The following is a 15,974-nucleotide window of genomic DNA, read 5'->3' on the forward strand; positions in this document are numbered from 1 at the left end:
GATCGCCCCCGGGGGCGATCAGCCGGGTAGCGCTCTCCTCGGATCGGCCGGAGCCATGTCGCGGGCGACCTCGCGTGCCGTGCGTCCGAAGAGTTCGATCGCCCGGCTGCCGCCGCCGGACCGCCACATCAGGTTGTACCCGAGAGGCTGGTCCCCCTCCAACGGAACGTACGAGATGCCGGGGCGGCCGTGGTACAGGGTGACGTGCGCCCCGGCCAGCAGGGCCCCGTTGCCGGCCGCGACGAGCGTCAGCGCCTCCTGGAAGTTGGTGACGGACGGGCCCGGCGAGATCGCCCTGCCGCTGGGGGTGCGCGTCGGCAGCCGATGCTCCTGCCAGTACTCCGGAATGTCTCCCTCGATGGTCAGGAGCGACACCTCGGCCAGGTCCTCCAGCGTCACCGAGTCCCGCCCGGCGAGTCGATGCCCGGCGGCGACCGCCAGCACCCGCTCCTCGGCGAGGAGGGTCGGTCCGTGGGTCAAGTCGTCCTCGTGCAGCGGGAAGTCCGCGAGCTGGAGGTCGAAGTCGCCCCTGCGCAGCATCCCGTATGGATCGGAGAAGGGCACTTCGCATACCTCGACGCTGAGTTCGGGATGGCTGGCGCGCAGCTTCTCGGCGGTCTTCATCACCATCTCTCCGGCCAGCGGCGTCGAGAATCCGACGTGCAGGATTCCTTCGATGCCGCGTGCCGAGGCGACGGCCCGGGCCAGGGCGCTCTCGATTCCGCGGTAGTGGGGTTCGAGATCGTCGAGGAAGCGGCCGCCGAGAGTGGTCAGCGCCACGCTGCGGCTCGTCCGTGTGAACAGCGGCGCTCCCACTCGGCGCTCCAGCTTCTGGATGAGCTGACTCACCCGGGCACGGGAGAGATGAAGCCGGGAGGCGGTCCGGCCGAAGTGCAGTTCCTCGGCGAGGACGAGAAAGCATTCGAGCTCGTTCTGGTCCATGCGCATCTCCGGGGTCGCGTCAACCATGGATCGGTAAGCCTGGCTGTACGAACGTTGCGATCATCGCTGTTGTTCCGCTCCGGGGTGCGGAGAAGGCTTGGGGTCATCACCAACACCCACCACTCCGGAAGGGGTTACTCGTCATGAGTGCCTTGAGTACGTCGAACGGGCTGGACGCGCGCAAGTGGGGCGTTCTGCTCGTGCTGTGCGGCGCGATCTTCCTTGAGGGCATCGATGTCGCCATGCTCAACGTGGCGCTGCCGGCGATCCGCGCCGACCTCGGACTCTCCACCGGTGAGCTGCAGTGGGTCATGAGCGCCTACGTCCTCGGTTACGGCGGCTTCATGCTGCTCGGCGGACGGGCGGCCGACCTGTTCGGGCGCCGTCAGATGTTCATCCTCTGGCTCACCGTCTTCCTGCTCTTCTCCGGGCTCGGCGGATTCGCCACCGAAGGATGGATGCTGATCGTCGCGCGATTCATCACGGGCGTCTCCGCGGCGTTCATGACCCCGGCGGGCCTTTCCATCATCACCACGGGCTTCGCCGAGGGCCCGGAGCGGAACAAGGCGCTGCTCCTCTACTCGGGCACCGCAGCGGGAGGGTTCACGATCGGGCTGGTCGCCGGAGGGCTGCTCACCGCCGTCGGCTGGCGGTGGGTCTTCTTCGCCCCGGTCGTCCTCTCCTTCCTCATCCTCGTCGCAGCCCTCGCCTACGTCCCCAAGTCGGAGCGTCCTGACAGAACCGGTCAGCGCGTCGACGCCGCCGGTGCGGTCACCGTCACCCTCGCCCTCGTGCTGATCGTGCTGGGCGTCGAGCGTGCGGCTCACTCCGGAATCACCGCCAGTGCCGCAACCCTGACGGCCGGGCTGGCCTTCCTCGTGACCTTCCTCGTCATCGAGCGGCGCTCCGCCGAGCCACTGGTGCGCCTGGGCATTCTCCGCAACGGCCCCCTGGTGCGGGCGAACCTCTCGGCGATGCTGTTCGCTGCCGGCTTCTTCGGCTTCCAGTTCCTCGTGGTGCTCTACCTCCAGGAGCTGCGCGACTGGTCGCCGCTGCAGACGAGCTTCGCGATGCTGGTCATCGGCATCGACGCGATCCTGTCGCCGACCCTCACGCCACGGCTGGTCAACCGCTTCGGCAACGCCCCGGTGATCCTCGGGGGACTGCTGCTGGCCGTGCTCTCCTACGGGCTGTTCCTGCCGCTGGGCGCCGACTGGAGCTACGCGGCGATGTTCCCGGGCCTCGTCATCCTGGGCCTCGCCTTCTCCCTGGCGTACGGCCCGCTCACCATCGCGGCCACGGAAGGGATTGCCGAGGAGGAGCAAGGGCTTGCGGGCGGTCTGCTCTACACCGCCTTCCAGTTCGGTGCCGCGCTCGGACTCTCCGCGGTGACCGCGGTCAGCGTGGCCGCCACGCACGGGGAGTCACCCGCAGCCCTGCTGGACGGCTACCGGGCAGGACTGCTCGTGCCGTTCGCGGCCGCGGTGATCGCCACTGTCGTCAGCGCCTTCGGTCTGCGCTCCCGGCGGGACACCGTGCCGGAGCGCGCAGGCCTCACCGTCTCCTCCCGCTGAGCCTCTTCTCCTGTGCCGGCCCCGAAAGGACGACCAGACCCATGACCGACAGCGCCAGTGCGTTCTCCGAGATCCAGGCCTCCTTCCTCGACTACGTCCGCGACATCAAGTACGCGACCATGGTCACCGTCGACCGTCGGCACCGCCCGCGCGCACGTGTGCTGCTGCCCGTCTGGGAGATCGTCGAAGGCGAACCGGTCGGCTGGCTCGCCGCGTACAGGACCCCGGTGAAGAGCGCTCATCTCGCGGACAACCCCCACACGACGTACGCGTACTGGAATCCACGGCAGAACGCGGTCTTCGTCGACAGCGTCACCACCTGGGCGGACGACGAGAGGTCGAAGCTGCATGCGTGGGAGCTGTACAGACGTGGAGGCCCGCCGGGCGTGGGCTACGACCCGGTTCATTACTGGAGAGGCGGCCCCGGCGACCCGGAGTACCACGTGCTGCGGATCGACCCATGGCGTATCCAGCTCGTCCGCGGCTCCGATCTGCGCAGCACGCTGTGGCGCAAGCAGGAACCGGCCCGGGCGGTCACCTCGTCCACCGCGGACCGGCAGGTCGGAGGCGGATATGCGGAGGCCGGCAAATGAAGTCGCCACGGGGCCTCCGCGGAAGGTAGTTGTTGACGATGACCTCCCCTGCTGAACAGCTGCTCCCGAGTACGCGGCGCGCGCTGCTGCACCGCATTGCCATCGCCCAGGCCGAGGGCCGTTCCCCTTCACTGGCCGCCGCCGTGCAGCGGAGCGGCCAGGCCGTCTGGAACGGCTCCCGTACCTGTGTCGACGGCCATGCCCCGGATTCCGATACGCAGTTCAGGATCGGCTCCCTGACCAAGACGTTCACTGCGGTGCTGGTCCTGCGGCTGCGTGACGAGGGTCTGCTGGATCTCGGCGATCCGCTGGAGAAGTACCTGCCCGGCACGGGAGCGGGGGACGCGACCATCCACCAGCTGCTGGGCCACAGCGCCGGGCTGGCTGCCGAGTCGCCCGCGCCTTGGTGGGAACGGACTCCCGGCAGCCTGCGCCCCGGTCTTGCGGACGTGCTCGGCGAGCAGGGCAGGATGCATGCGCCCGGGCGCCGGCATCACTACTCCAACCCGGGCTACACCCTGCTCGGGTCACTGATCGAAGCGGTGCGCGGAACGTCATGGGCCGAGGTGCTGCGCACCGAGATCCTGGAGCCGCTGGGCATGCACCGTACGAGCCCGCAGGCACAGGCCCCGCACGCAGGCGGCTGGGCCGTGCACCCGTGGGCGGACGTCATGCTGCCCGAACCGGCCGAGGACCTCGGGCTGATGGCGCCGGCCGGGCAGCTCTGGTCCACCACTGCGGACCTTCTCCGGTTCGCCGTGTTCCTTGCCGAGGGGGACGACAGGGTGCTCGCGGCCGCGTCCGTGGCAGAGATGAGGGCGCCGGCCGCGCCGACCGAGCCGGGGGACTGGGACGGGCACTACGGCCTGGGCCTTCAGGTGGTCCGGAGGAGGGGCCGCACGCTCATCGGGCACACGGGGTCGCTGCCGGGCTTCGTGGCAGCGCTCTGGATCAGCATCGAGGACGATGTGGCAGCTGTCGCGTTCGCCAATGCCACGTCCGGGGTACCGGTGGGCGAGGTGGCTGCCGAACTCGTGGGCATCGTCGCCGAGGCGGAGCCTCGTATCCCGGATCCGTGGCGCCCGCTGCCCGAGGTGGACGACGAGCTTCTGGCGCTGACCGGTCCTTGGTACTGGGGTACGCGTACGAACATTCTGCGGCTGACCCCCGACCGCGGGTTCGAGCTGCAGCCCCTGAACGGCCAGGGCCGAGGTGCCCGTTTCACTGCGCGCCGGGACGGTACCTGGATCGGGCTGGACGGCTACTACGCGGGGGAGATCCTTCGGGTCGTACGGAATGACGACGGCAGCGTGAACCATCTGGATCTCGGGTCGTTCGTCCTCACCCGTGAGCCGTACGATCCCGCAGCGGCAGTTCCGGGTGGTGTGGACGAGGACGGGTGGCGTGGCCTGGGGAGTTGAGCGGCCTGAGGAGTTGGCCGGCCTGAGGAGTCGGCCGGCCCGTTTCACGTGAAACGGCGTGTGGGGCCGGTCAGCCCGTCAACTCCCTTTCCAGCGGCGTGCGGAAGCGCGGCGTGATCCGGACCTCGCCGACCCAGTGCGCCAACCGGGATGCCTCCGCCTCGATCGCGGTGGAGGCATCCCGGCCGACGTCGGTGAGCAGCCGCCAGACCGGCTCGCCGTCGGCGCGCAGAGCCCATCCGCCCACGATCAGGCCGTTCCACCACACGGTGGGGCCGATGTTGCCGGAGCGGTCGAAGAGGGCCGCCCGGTGTCCGGCCGGGAGGTGGAATCCGCGATCGGCCCATCCCATAGCGCTCGGGTCGAGCGCCGGCAGCAGGGCGGCCCAGGGCTCGGGCGCCGGCTCGGATCCCTGGTCCTGGGGTGCGACCCAGGCCGTGGCGCCGTTGTCGAGCTCTACCTCTTCCGCCCCCGCACCGGCCAGCGCCCTGCGGACCTGGCCGAGCCCCCAGCCCGTCCACCACTTGAGGTCTCCCTCCGCCGCGGGGCCGTACGAACGGAGCCAGCGCAGGGCCAACTCCGTCTGCGCCCGGGCGGTGTCGAGTCCGGCACGTGGTTCGGAAGCCGTCCAGCGGAACTGGCTGGAGGTCCAGGACCCTCGCGGCCGGTCCCGCCGGATCCGTCCTTCGGCGGCCAGCACACGGATGACCCGTGAGGCCACGCCCTGCACCGTCTCCTGCTTCTTCCCGGGAAAGACCGTGATCCTGGTGCGCAGAGCGGGTACGGCGGCGGAGAGGTCGCTGCCGGTGGCTGAGCCCCGGGCGGTGAGGGCCGCGAGGACGGACTCCTCGGTGGCGGCCAGCCATTGCTCGTCCAGACCGTTGCCGTCCTCCGCCAGGTGTTTCAGGAGGGTCCGGCGTTCCTTGGCGGCTACAGCGCGCGCATTCGACGCCTCGACCAGAGGGGCCGTCTCCTCCGATACGACGAAGAGGGTGTTGCGCATCGAGAGCAGCCGGACCAGCGAGACGTCCTGGTAGAGCTGCTTCTCCACGGCGGCGACCTCAGGCGCCCTCAGCCGGGCACACGCGGACAGGAACACGGTGGCTGCGTCGGTGGCGTGCAGGGCGACGAGCGCGTCAGCCACGGCGACGGGGGACTCCGGCCGCATCGATGGGGCCAGGAGATGGCGTCGACCGATTCTGACGCGGCGCTGCTCGTCGCTGATGCGGTGCACAGTCGCTCCCTTGGATGCCGGGCTGCGGTCAGAGGGTGAGCTTGAAGCCCACATGGCTCGCCACGAAGCCGAGCCGTTCGTAGAAGCGATGCGCGTCGGCCCGGGTGGCATCGGATGTCAGCTGAACCAACTGGCATTCCTGGCGCCGTGATTCATCCACGGCCCACTGGATCAGCTGCGTGCCGAGGCCGCTGCCACGCTCGTCCCCGTGGACCCGGACACCCTCGATCACCGACCGGGTGGAGCCGCGCCTGGAGAGACCGGGGATCACGGTCAGCTGGAGCGTTCCGACGACGCGGTCCGCCCGTACGGCGACCATCACATGCTGGTGGGGATCGTCGGCCAGCCGCCGGAAAGCCGCGAGATACGGAGTGAGGTCGTCCGGCGACTCACGCCCGGCGCCCAGCGGATCGTCGGCGAGCATGGCCACGATCTCGGCGAGATCGCTGACGGCCGCGGGGCGGATTTCCAGATCGCTCATGATCGGCAGCCTACGCCGCGCCCCGGACCGGGCGGGTCCTTTATACGGGGACCTTCAGCTCCTCGACCGCACGGACGAGCGGGGCCAGTTCGGGGTTCTCGGCAGCCTCGTCCAGGGCGGCCCGCAGAGCGGTGTCGTTGGTCGGCCGGGCCTCGGAGAGAAGCGAGAGACCGGCTTCGGTGACATCGGTGTAAATGCCCCTCCGGTCGGTGTCGCAGAGGTACCGGGTCAGCAGGCCCCGGTCTTCGAGGCGGGTGACCAGGCGGGTGGTCGCGCTCTGGCTGAGCACGACGGCGTCGGCCACCTGCTTCATCTGAAGGTGTCCGCCGGGCCCGCTGTGCTGTCGGCTCAGGACGTCCAGCAGGGAGTACTCCCTGACGCTGAGGCCGTGCCCGGCCTGGAGAGCCCGCTCGATACGGGCTTCGATCTGCCCGTGGAGCAGGGAGAGCGCGCACCATCCCTGGGAGAGGGCGGTCAGTGCCGGGTCCGTCGCTGTCATGGGTCTCTCCTCCGTGCCGGAGCTGCTTGCGTCCAGGATAGGCGACGAACGCAATAGCCCGCGCTTGCAATTAACCCGCGCCTGCAATTATTGTGGTCGCTTGTAAGGCGCAGACGCAATCTCCAGGGAAGGTGAAACCCATGCCGCTCGCGCTCCTCGCCCTCGCCATCGGGGCATTCGGCATCGGAACGACCGAGTTCGTGATCATGGGGCTGCTGCCCGAGGTGGCTGCGGACTTCCAGGTCTCGATTCCGACCGCAGGCTTCCTCGTCACCGGGTACGCGCTCGGTGTCGTCATCGGGGCCCCGCTGATGACCCTCCTCGGCACCAGGGTCAGCCGCAAGCGCATGCTGATGATCCTGATGGCCCTGTTCGTCATCGGCAACGTGGTCTCCGCGACCGCTCCCGTCTTCGGAGTGATGCTCGCGGGCCGGGTGGTCGCCTCGCTCGCCCACGGTGCCTTCTTCGGCATCGGGTCGGTGGTGGCAGCCGATCTGGTCGCCCCGCACAAGAAGGCCGGCGCGATCGCCATGATGTTCACGGGCCTCACCGTCGCGAACGTCGTCGGTGTGCCGCTCGGCACCTACATCGGCCAGAGCGTCGGCTGGCGGAGCACGTTCTTCGTCGTCGCGGCGCTCGGTGTCATCGGTCTGCTCGGTGTGGCCAGGCTCGTTCCCGACCAGCCCCGCGCCGAAGGCATCCGGCTCCGCCACGAGCTCGCCGCGTTCCGCAACGTACAGGTGCTGCTCGCCATGGCGATGACCGTGCTGGGCTTCGGCGGTGTCTTCGCCGCGATCACCTACATCACACCGATGATGACCGAGATCGCCGGCTACTCGGCCTCGTCCGTCACCTGGCTGCTGGTTCTCTTCGGCCTCGGAATGGTCGGAGGCAATCTGCTCGGCGGCAAGTTCGCCGACCGCCGTCTGATGCCCCTGCTGTACGTGTCGCTGGGCGGCCTCGCCGTCGTCCTGTCGCTGTTCACGCTCACCGCCCACAACAAGATCGCGGCGGCCGTCACCATCTTCCTCATCGGCGGCCTGGGCTTCGCGACCGTCCCCCCGCTGCAGAAGCGGGTGCTCGACCAGGCGGCCGGGGCCCCGACGCTCGCCTCTGCGGTGAACATCGGCGCCTTCAACCTCGGCAACGCCCTGTCCGCGTGGCTCGGCGGCATGGTCATCGCCGCCGGTCTCGGCTACACCGCGCCCAACTGGGTCGGCGCGGCGCTCGCCGCCTCCGCGCTGGTGCTCGCCGTCGTCTCCAGCACTCTGGAGCGCCGCACGACCGCCCGCAGCCGTCTCGTCGCCGCGCACGTTCCGGAGCCGGCCGCCGTACCCGCGGTCCGGCACTGAACACCCCTGATCCCCCCCCACACGCATTCCACCGCACCACATCAAGGAGCCACCCCCCATGAGCACCCTCTCAGCCGCTGTAGCCCCGCTGACCACGCAGGACGCGGAGGCGCTGATCGAAGCGGCCCGTTCCGCCGCAGAGACCGCAGGCGTCGCGGCAGCCGTCACGGTCCTCGATGCGGGCGGTCACCTGCTGGCCTTCCGCCGCGACGACCGGGCCGTCCTCATCGCCGGCGAAACCAGCACCCGCAAGGCGTACACGGCGCTGCAGCTCAACACCCCCACAGCGGACCTCGTCGACGCGGTGCAGCCGGGTGGCCTCTTCCACACCCTGCCGACCGCGCTGGACCGGCCGTTGCTCTTCATCGCCGGGGGAGTACCGGTCCACCGCGACGGCCGGCTGATCGGTGCGATCGGGGTCGGTGGCGGTGTTCCCGAGCAGGACCACGGGTTCGCGACCACCGCCGTCGCCGGCCTCGTCTGAGGTCGCCTCTGCCCCGTGCACACAGCCTATTCACTGGTGTCAGCTTCCCCTGGGCCGGACAATCCTCGTCCATGGGAGCTGACATTCACGGGTTCGTCGAGTGCCGGTCGAGGTGGGCGGAACCGGAGGACGCCTGGTCGGCAGCGGTCGATCTCGATCTGCTGTACCTGGGCCGGAACTACGACGCGTTCGGCTGCCTGTTCGGCGTGCGGAATCACGCAGGCTTCGCACCGCTCGCGGCGGAGCGGGGGCTGCCCGAACTGATCTCGGACGCCGTACGCGCGGAGTTCGACGACTGGGGCTCCGGCGCACACAGCTCCAGCTGGATCGGCTGGGGTGAAGTGAAGTGCGTCGACTGGGACGAGCCCGGCGAGACCACGGACCGGCGGATCCACGAGTACGAAGTGGTGGACGGCGCGTGGGTGCTCGTCTCCAAGGCGGCCTGGAGCGCTCGCTTCGCCAAAGCGGCGGGACTGCCGCTCCATCCCCCGACCGGCACGGTCGACTACGGCCGGACGGACTGGCCGGAGGGCACCGAGTGGAGGGACGGCGACCGTCTCTACCGGGTGGAGCGGATGACCCGGCGCGAGGCCGTGCCGGCGGAGGGCGAGTGGAAGCCGGTCTGGTCCGTGATGGAAGCCCTCGCCGCAGTACACGGCGACGAGAACGTCCGGCTCACCGTTTGGTTCGACAACTGAGCAGGACGCCGGCCCGGAGCGGTGATCCCGGGGCTCGGATCGTCCTTCCTGCTGTCAGCCCGTCGCCACGCTCAGCGGCGCGAAGCGGTGTGTCCAGTCCCCCGGCTGCTCCGGGCCCCCGAGGCTCATCACCGTGGTCGCCGGTCCGGACTCCAGCCCGCACTCCCTGAACCAGTCCAGCAATTCCTCGTGGCGGGCGTCGATGTCCGCACGAAGCGGCCGGTCCGTCGCCGCGGCCAGCGAGGTCACGAGCAGCTTCGCGGTGGCGGTGTCCCGCGCGATCAGCGGACCGACCGCATGGCTCTCCGAGCTGGGCCACAGCGCGGCGTAGCCGACCAGCTCCCCGTCCTCCTCGGCCACCCGCAGATGGTCGGCGAAGGCCGGCAGGCGGACCAGGATGTGCGTCCGGTCGAGGCCGAAGGCGTCCGTGTCCAAGCGGAGTATGGCCTGCAGATCTCCCGCCGAGGCCGGGCGAACCGTCAGCCCCGCACCGGCTGCCGTACCCGGGTGACCCGCCGCGTCGAGAAGGCCCGGCTCCGTGAGGGGCCGGAAGGGCCCGCTCACCCGCTCGGTCCGCCCCACAGCAAGGAAGCCGAGCTCTTCGTAGAGCGGCCGGCCCGCATCCGTCGCGTGGAGGCTGAGGGGGATGCCCCCGGTCGACTCGATCACCTGCTGCATCAGGTACCGCCCGATTCCCTGCCGGGCGTAGCGTCCGGCGACCAGCAGCATGCCGATGGCAGCCATGCGGGGGCCGTACGCGGTCACCACGCACGTCGCCATCAGACCCTTGCTCTCCGGATCGTCGATGCCGTAGGCCGTGCCCGCAGTGAGAAGCAGCCCCCACCGGTGTTCATCACGGGGCCAGCCGCGGTCCTCGCTGAGATCGGCGCACGGGACCAGGTCGTCCCGGTTGAGGCGCCGCAGGGGCAGATCGGCGAGCGGGCGGGGCAGTGAGCGGGACATAGGGGTCAGGCTGTCCGACGCAGTGATCGCTCGTCCAGCGCTTTAACGGATCTGGCTGAGACGCGCAGCCGTCGGCCGCGCCGGGTCGGGCCCCATGGCTTCAGCACGGAGATCGCGGTCATGAAGAGATAGGCCGCCGTGGCGACCGAGGGAGCGACGACCAAGCTGATGTCGACGGCTCCCCGGTCCACGGCTTCGTTGATGCCGGGGCGCAAGGAGAAGACCGAGAGTCCGGTGGTCACCAGGGTGAGCCAGAACTTCGTCCAGACCCAGCGGTGCCTGGCCAGCCCCCAGGGGGTGCCGAGCGACAGGATCAGGCCGCTGAGCAGGGTGGCCAGCGCGACCGGGATGACCAGCCAGTCGCCGAAGATCTTCATGGCCCGGGTGGCGGCCCGGGCGGTGGCGGGATCTCCGGTCGAGAAGGCGGTGATGCCGAGTGCCAGCAGACCGACGGTGAGACCGAGCCAGCTGACGGATACCGACACATGGGCGACAAGGAGGCCTCTGCGGGTGTGGCGCTTGAGTGGTTTCACGTGAAACACGGTGCCGGGGACCGCGTGGCAGGTCATCTGACGAGGGGAGTATCCCCGCGTACTGGCCTCGGCGTACGAGCGGCCTGTGCCCTCGATGTGGCACAGGCCGCGGGGCCGGGACGGGCAGGGGTCAGCCGAGGTCGGGCGCGTGCATCGCCCGGACACCTTCGATGTTTCCGTCCAGGTAGTGCCTCAGTGACAGCGGTACCAGGTGCACGGCAGCGATTCCGACCCGGCTGAAGGGCACCCGGACGACGTCGTACTCCCCGCAGGGGTCTTCGACCTCGGGGCCGTGGCGCAGGGACAGGTCCATGGATTCGAGACGGCAGACGAAGAAGTGCTGGACCTTGACGCCCTTCACGCCGCCGCCCTCGATGTGTTCCACGGTGTCGACGAAGCAGGGCACCACATCAGTGATCTTGGCGCCGAGCTCCTCGTCCAGTTCGCGGTGCAGGGCCTCGACGACGGTCGCGTCCTCGGGCTCGACCCCGCCGCCGGGTGTGAGCCAGTACGGATCCACCCCGGGTTTGGTGCGCTTGATGAGGATCAGGTCGTTGCCGTCGAGCAGGACGGCGCGTGCGGTGCGCTTGACCACAGGACGTTCGGTCATGGCAAGAGAGTGGCCCGCAGAACGGGTTCTGAAACACCTGGCGGCCTCCGGCCCGTCCTGCGGTCACCAGGCGGCCGCGGCACGCAGCAGTACCTCGTGTGCCCGTGCGAGATGCGGCAGTGCGAGCGTGCCGGTTCGCACGGCCAGGAAGTACGTGCGCAGAGGAGGCACCGGTGGATCGAGGAGCGCCACCAGCTCTCCCCTCTCCAACGCGTCCTCGCACAGATACCGGGGCAGCACGGCCAGCCCTGCCCCGGCCACCGCGCATTCCAGGACCGCCCGCAGGTCAGGCGTGATGACGGCCCCTGCTGCCGCGGGCCGGCTGTCGAAGACCGACGCCCAGTACCGGGAGACGAGGGGCAGGCTCTCGTGCACTTCGACCACCGGCAGCTGTTCCAGGACCACCGGGCCGTTGTGCCGCAGCGTTCCCGGGCCCAGACGCCCCGCCCACCGCGGTGCTGCGACCAGGACGTGCTCCTCGTCGCAGAGCGGGACTGCGGTCAGCAGGCCGCCGCGCGGCCGGGCCGTCACGATCGCCAGGTCGTGGTGGCCGGCGGCCAGACCGTCGAGGGTCTCGTCGGTGTCGGCGGAGAACGAGCTGCGCAGTGCGAGCCCCTGGGCGATGAGCGGGGTGAGTGCCGGCAGGGCCCGCAGCGAGGTGAACTCCGGCGGACCCGCCAGATGGAGCGTCCGTACGCCCGACTCCTCGTCGAGTTCCGCCTCGGTGATCTCGACCAGGGCGTCCAGATGGGGAGCGGCCCGGTGCGCGAGTTCGTCGCCGATGGTGGTGGGTGTCACGCCGCGGGCCCGGCGGAGGAAGAGCGGGCGGCCCAGCTGCCGTTCCAGGGTGCGGATCTGCGAGGTCACGGCGGGCTGGGAGAGGCCGAGGAGTGCGGCGGCCCGGGTGAACGAGCCGGCGCGGTGCACGGTGACGAAGGTGCGCAGCAGGGCCAGGTCCATGTCCGTTCCCTCTCACCGTGCGGCCCGTCGGACTCCGGCAACTATAAATATGTCGATAGGTCGCTGCCGCTACTGTGATTGGACACTGACGCAGAGTCAACTAGCCTTGTCGAGGCGGTTCTTCGCGAGGAGAAGGCGGGAACCGGGACGGTCCGAGCCACGAGGGGGGAGGCTCGGACCGTCCGTACCGCACCGGTGCGGGTCCTCAGCTCCCGGTGACGGCCTCGGCCAGCGCGCGCTCCACGTCGGTTACCAGGTCCGTGGCGTTCTCGGCTCCGACGGAGAAGCGGATGAAGCCTTCCGGCACGGCGTCGCCGCCCCAGCGGGCTCGGCGTTCGGCGGTGGAACGCACGCCGCCGAAGCTGGTGGCGTCCTCGGCGAGACGGAGCGCCGACAGGAACCGCTCGGCGGTGTCGCGGTCCGCCAGCACGAACGACACGACGGATCCGAAGCGCCGCATCTGCCGCACCGCGTTCGGATACGAGGCGTCGGCCGGCAGCCCGGGGTAGCGCAGCCCGCTCACCTCGGGGTGCTTGGCGAGGGTCTCGGCCAGCAGAAGGGCGTTCGCGCACTGCCGCTCGATCCGAAGCTCCAGTGTGGCCAGGGAGCGGTGAGCGAGCCAGGCTTCCATCGGGCCCGGGATGGCACCCACGACCTTGCGCCAGCGCCGCACTCCCGCTGCCAGCTCGGAATCCCGGCAGGTCACATGACCGAGCAGGATGTCGCCGTGACCGGTCATGCCCTTGGTGTCGCTGGCCACCGAGAAGTCGGCGCCGAGCTCCAGCGGGCGCTGGCCGAGCGGGGTGGCGAGGGTGTTGTCGACGGCGACGAGCGTGCCGCCCGCGTGCGCCGCCTCGACGAGCCGGCGCACGTCACAGACGTCGAGCCCGGGGTTCGACGGGGTCTCGATCCACAGCAGCCGCGCCCCCTCGAGAAGGGCCAGCTGGGCATCGCCCCCGGTCGGGGCGGTGCGCACCTCGACGCCGTAGGCCTCCAACTGCGCACGTACCAGCGGAAGAGCCTGGTAGCCGTCGTCGGGCAGCACGACGACATCGCCGGTGCGTACCTGGGACAGCAGAACCGCCGAGACCGCCGCCATCCCGGACGCGAAGACCGTGGTCTCGACGTTCTCGCCCGGCGCTTCGAGCTCGCCGATGGCCCGCTCCAGGTGGGTCCAGGTCGGGTTGGTGTCACGGCCGTAGGTGTACGGCCCGGTCGGCTCGCCGGACAGGTGGAAGTGCGCGGCGAAGACCGGACCGGGGAGAGTGGGCTCGTACTGCTGCGGTTCCGGCAGACCCGCACGTACCGCCCGGGTTCCGTCGCCCATCGTGCTCATATACGTGTCCTCGCTTCTCTCCCCGGTCTGTCACCGGTCCTGCCGTCACTGTCTCAGGCACTCGGTGGTCAGTCCTCGTCGGGCAGGACGACGTTCAGCGCCCAGGACACGATCGAAATGATCAGACCGCCGAGGACGGCGGTCCAGAAGCCGTCGACGTGGAAACTCAGGTTCAGCACGTCGGCCAGCCATGAGGTCAGCAGCAGCATCAGGGCGTTCACCACCAGGGTGATCAGCCCCAGGGTGAGGATGAAGAGCGGCAGCGTGAGCAGCTTCACCACCGGCTTGACCAGGAAGTTGACCAGGCCGAAGATCAGCGCGACCACGATCAGGGTCAGTATCTTGCGGCCGGTGCTGCCACCGGTCAGCGTGATGTCGTGGAGCAGCCAGATGGCTACAGCCAGCGCACCTGCGTTGGCGATCGTCTTGACTACGAAATTCTTCATGTGTCTGATCGTGGCAGACATGATCGGTGGCGGACACCGGCTGGACAGAGGCAAGGGGCGGACGGGCCATGAAGGCATTCAGACTGGACGAACTGGAGGCGGAACGGGCCGCCAACGACGGTGCTTATCTCCAGTTCGTCCGCGAACGGAACATGTCTGTCGGTCTGTACGCACTGGACGCCGGTGAGCTCGACCCGCAGCAGCCGCACCATCAGGACGAGGTCTACCTCGTCGTCAGCGGGCGCGCTTCGATCACCGTGGGCATGGAAACGACGCAGGTGGGCAGAGGAAGTGTCGTGTATGTACCTGCTGGCACCGCCCACAAGTTCCATCACATCACGGAGGACCTGCGCGTGATGGTGGTCTTCTCGCCGCCCGAGGGCTGAGCCGCACGCGGCCGGGGGCAGGGTCGCGTCCAGGGGATCCCTAGGGGATCGATCAGGGGAGTTCAAGGGCTCGGAGCCCCCGCAGCCGGGCGCGACACCTCTAGCATCGAAGCAGGAACTCACAGAGACGAGGTATGGACGATGGCCGTGCGGGAGATATTCGCGGGAATGCCCTGGTGGGTGAAGTGGATCGCGGTGCCCGTCATCGCGATCGTCGTGTTCGGCGGTCTGATCGCCAGCATCGTCGGCTTCGTGATCGGTCTGCTGTTCAAGATCCTGCTCTTCGTCATCCTGATCGGCGGGCTCGTCTTCGTCGTGCGGAAGTTCATGTCGTCCTCCTCCTCACGAGGCGACTGGTAACCGCACGAGCGGCCGGGCGATTAGCCCAGCTGAGCTAAGCGGAAGGCGAAACGGCACTCGGCCAGGATGCTCCCGATACAGTGGCAGTCCGCTGCCGCCACCTGGGAAAACACCGTCAGTCGCCACCCTGACCAGTGGTTTGTACGGCATCCGGCCTTCTGGACCCCAGGCCTGCGGCAGATCTGTGGGGGCGGCCCCCACAGGCGGGCTGACCGCCCGTCACCATGCCTGGGGGTGACCGTTGACCACGGCATCGAGTACCGCCGTTCCGACGCTGATCGGATCGGTGCAGCGGGCGCTGAGGCTGCTGGAGGCTGTGGGCACCCATCGCGACGGGGCACCGGCCAAACAGCTCGCACGGGAAGCGGGGCTCCCCCTTCCCACCGCCTACCACCTGCTGCGCACGCTGACCCATGAGGGATATCTGCGCAGGGAGAACGGCGTCTTCCTCTTCGGCGCAGCCGCGGAGCGGCTGGTGGACGACGGAGCGCTGCAGAATCGTCGCAGCAGGATGACCCAGTCCCTGGGGCGGTGGCGGGACATCATCGGTGCCCCGGTGTACTGCGCCGTCTACCGCGACGGCGAGATCGAGCTCGTCGCGGTCGCGGACACCCCGGCGGCGCCCGCGGTGGAGGAGTGGGCGGCGTTCGGCGAGACGGGGCATGCCCACGCGATCGGTCAGTGTCTGCTGAGCCAGCTCGACGAGCAGGCCCGTGAGGATCACCTGGACCGGCATCCGGTGCGCCCGCTGACGCGCTACTCCGTGCGCGACCGGCCGGCACTTCTTGAGCGGCTGCGGTCGATCGAGCGTACGGAACCTGTCGTCGAACGACAGGAGTACGCGCTCGGAACGGTCTGCGCGGCCATCCCGATCGCGGCCGGATTCACGGCCGCCGCGATGGCCATTTCGGTCCCTCTCGACCAGGAAGAACGGTTGCTCCCCGCAGTCGAACGACTACGTGGCGAAGTGGCCAGCCTCTTGCGTTCGTTCGTGTTCTCTATCAGTATCTGAAAAATCACTCCTTGTGATCTGCTATCGCGTGCACCACGATGGCGTCAATAGGGCCATGGGGGATCATTCCTGGCCAGATTCATCTACTGC

The 15,974-nt window shown here is 69.4% G+C and carries 19 protein-coding genes; 9 read left to right on the forward strand and 10 right to left on the reverse strand.

Annotated features, from left to right (window positions below; all coding sequences use genetic code 11):
* Positions 1-18 precede the first annotated feature (18 nt).
* Positions 19-942, reverse strand: a complete 924-nt coding sequence (locus JGS39_RS02575) for a LysR family transcriptional regulator (protein WP_219567019.1) — start codon at positions 940-942, stop codon at positions 19-21.
* Positions 943-1,085: 143 nt separating this feature from the next.
* Here JGS39_RS02575 and JGS39_RS02580 point away from each other — a divergent pair, with 143 nt between their 5' ends.
* Genes JGS39_RS02580 through JGS39_RS02590 form a run of 3 tightly spaced genes read left to right on the forward strand, consistent with a single transcriptional unit; the run spans position 1,086 to position 4,530 of the window.
* Positions 1,086-2,516 (forward strand): MFS transporter, encoded by a 1,431-nt coding sequence (locus JGS39_RS02580; protein WP_219567020.1) that lies wholly within the window; start codon positions 1,086-1,088, stop codon positions 2,514-2,516.
* A gap of 41 nt (positions 2,517-2,557) precedes the next feature.
* Positions 2,558-3,109 carry a pyridoxamine 5'-phosphate oxidase family protein gene (locus tag JGS39_RS02585; protein WP_236063163.1) on the forward strand — a complete coding sequence of 184 codons (552 nt, stop codon included), beginning with the start codon at positions 2,558-2,560 and terminating at the stop codon, positions 3,107-3,109.
* 38 nt (positions 3,110-3,147) lie between these two features.
* Entirely contained in the window at positions 3,148-4,530 is a 1,383-nt protein-coding gene (locus JGS39_RS02590; protein WP_219567021.1) for a serine hydrolase domain-containing protein, read from the forward strand.
* 70 nt (positions 4,531-4,600) lie between these two features.
* On the opposite strand, the gene JGS39_RS02595 is transcribed toward JGS39_RS02590, so the two are convergent.
* Genes JGS39_RS02595 through JGS39_RS02605 form a run of 3 tightly spaced genes read right to left on the reverse strand, consistent with a single transcriptional unit; the run spans position 4,601 to position 6,744 of the window.
* Positions 4,601-5,764 carry a winged helix DNA-binding domain-containing protein gene (locus JGS39_RS02595; protein WP_219567022.1) on the reverse strand — a complete coding sequence of 388 codons (1,164 nt, stop codon included), beginning with the start codon at positions 5,762-5,764 and terminating at the stop codon, positions 4,601-4,603.
* 28 nt (positions 5,765-5,792) lie between these two features.
* Positions 5,793-6,245, reverse strand: a complete 453-nt coding sequence (locus tag JGS39_RS02600) for a GNAT family N-acetyltransferase (RefSeq protein WP_219567023.1) — start codon at positions 6,243-6,245, stop codon at positions 5,793-5,795.
* A 40-nt stretch (positions 6,246-6,285) separates the two neighbouring features.
* Positions 6,286-6,744: a MarR family winged helix-turn-helix transcriptional regulator gene (locus JGS39_RS02605; protein WP_219567024.1), complete on the reverse strand. Its 459-nt coding sequence runs from the start codon at positions 6,742-6,744 to the stop codon at positions 6,286-6,288.
* 140 nt (positions 6,745-6,884) lie between these two features.
* Between JGS39_RS02605 and JGS39_RS02610 the strand changes: the two genes are divergently transcribed.
* From JGS39_RS02610 to JGS39_RS02620, 3 genes are all read left to right on the forward strand, one after another.
* Positions 6,885-8,096, forward strand: a complete 1,212-nt coding sequence (locus JGS39_RS02610; RefSeq protein ID WP_219567025.1) for an MFS transporter — start codon at positions 6,885-6,887, stop codon at positions 8,094-8,096.
* Between the two features lie 58 nt (positions 8,097-8,154).
* Entirely contained in the window at positions 8,155-8,580 is a 426-nt protein-coding gene (locus JGS39_RS02615) for a GlcG/HbpS family heme-binding protein (RefSeq protein WP_219567026.1), read from the forward strand.
* A 71-nt stretch (positions 8,581-8,651) separates the two neighbouring features.
* Positions 8,652-9,278 carry a hypothetical protein gene (locus JGS39_RS02620; RefSeq protein WP_219567027.1) on the forward strand — a complete coding sequence of 209 codons (627 nt, stop codon included), beginning with the start codon at positions 8,652-8,654 and terminating at the stop codon, positions 9,276-9,278.
* Positions 9,279-9,332: 54 nt separating this feature from the next.
* Here JGS39_RS02620 and JGS39_RS02625 read toward each other — a convergent pair whose 3' ends face one another.
* The 6 genes from JGS39_RS02625 to JGS39_RS02650 form a co-directional block, all read right to left on the reverse strand.
* Positions 9,333-10,241, reverse strand: coding sequence for a GNAT family N-acetyltransferase (locus JGS39_RS02625; protein WP_219567028.1), 909 nt, complete (start codon positions 10,239-10,241; stop codon positions 9,333-9,335).
* Positions 10,242-10,246: 5 nt separating this feature from the next.
* Positions 10,247-10,774 carry a DUF2269 domain-containing protein gene (locus tag JGS39_RS02630; protein WP_219567029.1) on the reverse strand — a complete coding sequence of 176 codons (528 nt, stop codon included), beginning with the start codon at positions 10,772-10,774 and terminating at the stop codon, positions 10,247-10,249.
* Between the two features lie 130 nt (positions 10,775-10,904).
* Complete coding sequence (locus JGS39_RS02635; RefSeq protein WP_219567030.1) at positions 10,905-11,384, reverse strand: NUDIX domain-containing protein; 480 nt, start codon at positions 11,382-11,384, stop codon at positions 10,905-10,907.
* Positions 11,385-11,447: 63 nt separating this feature from the next.
* Positions 11,448-12,344 (reverse strand): LysR family transcriptional regulator, encoded by an 897-nt coding sequence (locus JGS39_RS02640; RefSeq protein ID WP_219567031.1) that lies wholly within the window; start codon positions 12,342-12,344, stop codon positions 11,448-11,450.
* 205 nt (positions 12,345-12,549) lie between these two features.
* Positions 12,550-13,680, reverse strand: a complete 1,131-nt coding sequence (locus tag JGS39_RS02645; protein ID WP_219567032.1) for a cystathionine gamma-lyase — start codon at positions 13,678-13,680, stop codon at positions 12,550-12,552.
* A gap of 68 nt (positions 13,681-13,748) precedes the next feature.
* Positions 13,749-14,126, reverse strand: a complete 378-nt coding sequence (locus JGS39_RS02650; RefSeq protein ID WP_219567033.1) for a phage holin family protein — start codon at positions 14,124-14,126, stop codon at positions 13,749-13,751.
* A 68-nt stretch (positions 14,127-14,194) separates the two neighbouring features.
* On the opposite strand from JGS39_RS02650, the gene JGS39_RS02655 reads away from it, so the two are divergent.
* The 3 genes from JGS39_RS02655 to JGS39_RS02665 all read left to right on the forward strand — a co-directional run bounded on the left by JGS39_RS02655 (position 14,195) and on the right by JGS39_RS02665 (position 15,884).
* The gene (locus JGS39_RS02655; protein WP_219567034.1) at positions 14,195-14,512 is read left to right on the forward strand and encodes a cupin domain-containing protein; all 318 of its coding nucleotides are present in this window, start codon (positions 14,195-14,197) and stop codon (positions 14,510-14,512) included.
* A gap of 147 nt (positions 14,513-14,659) precedes the next feature.
* On the forward strand, positions 14,660-14,872 hold the full coding sequence (locus JGS39_RS02660; RefSeq protein ID WP_219567035.1) for a DUF5326 family protein: 213 nt from the start codon (positions 14,660-14,662) through the stop codon (positions 14,870-14,872).
* A gap of 241 nt (positions 14,873-15,113) precedes the next feature.
* Entirely contained in the window at positions 15,114-15,884 is a 771-nt protein-coding gene (locus JGS39_RS02665) for an IclR family transcriptional regulator (protein ID WP_219567036.1), read from the forward strand.
* Positions 15,885-15,974 lie beyond the last annotated feature (90 nt).

Source organism: Streptomyces poriferorum (genome assembly GCF_019399235.1).
GTDB classification, from domain to species: Bacteria; Actinomycetota; Actinomycetes; order Streptomycetales; family Streptomycetaceae; genus Streptomyces; species Streptomyces poriferorum.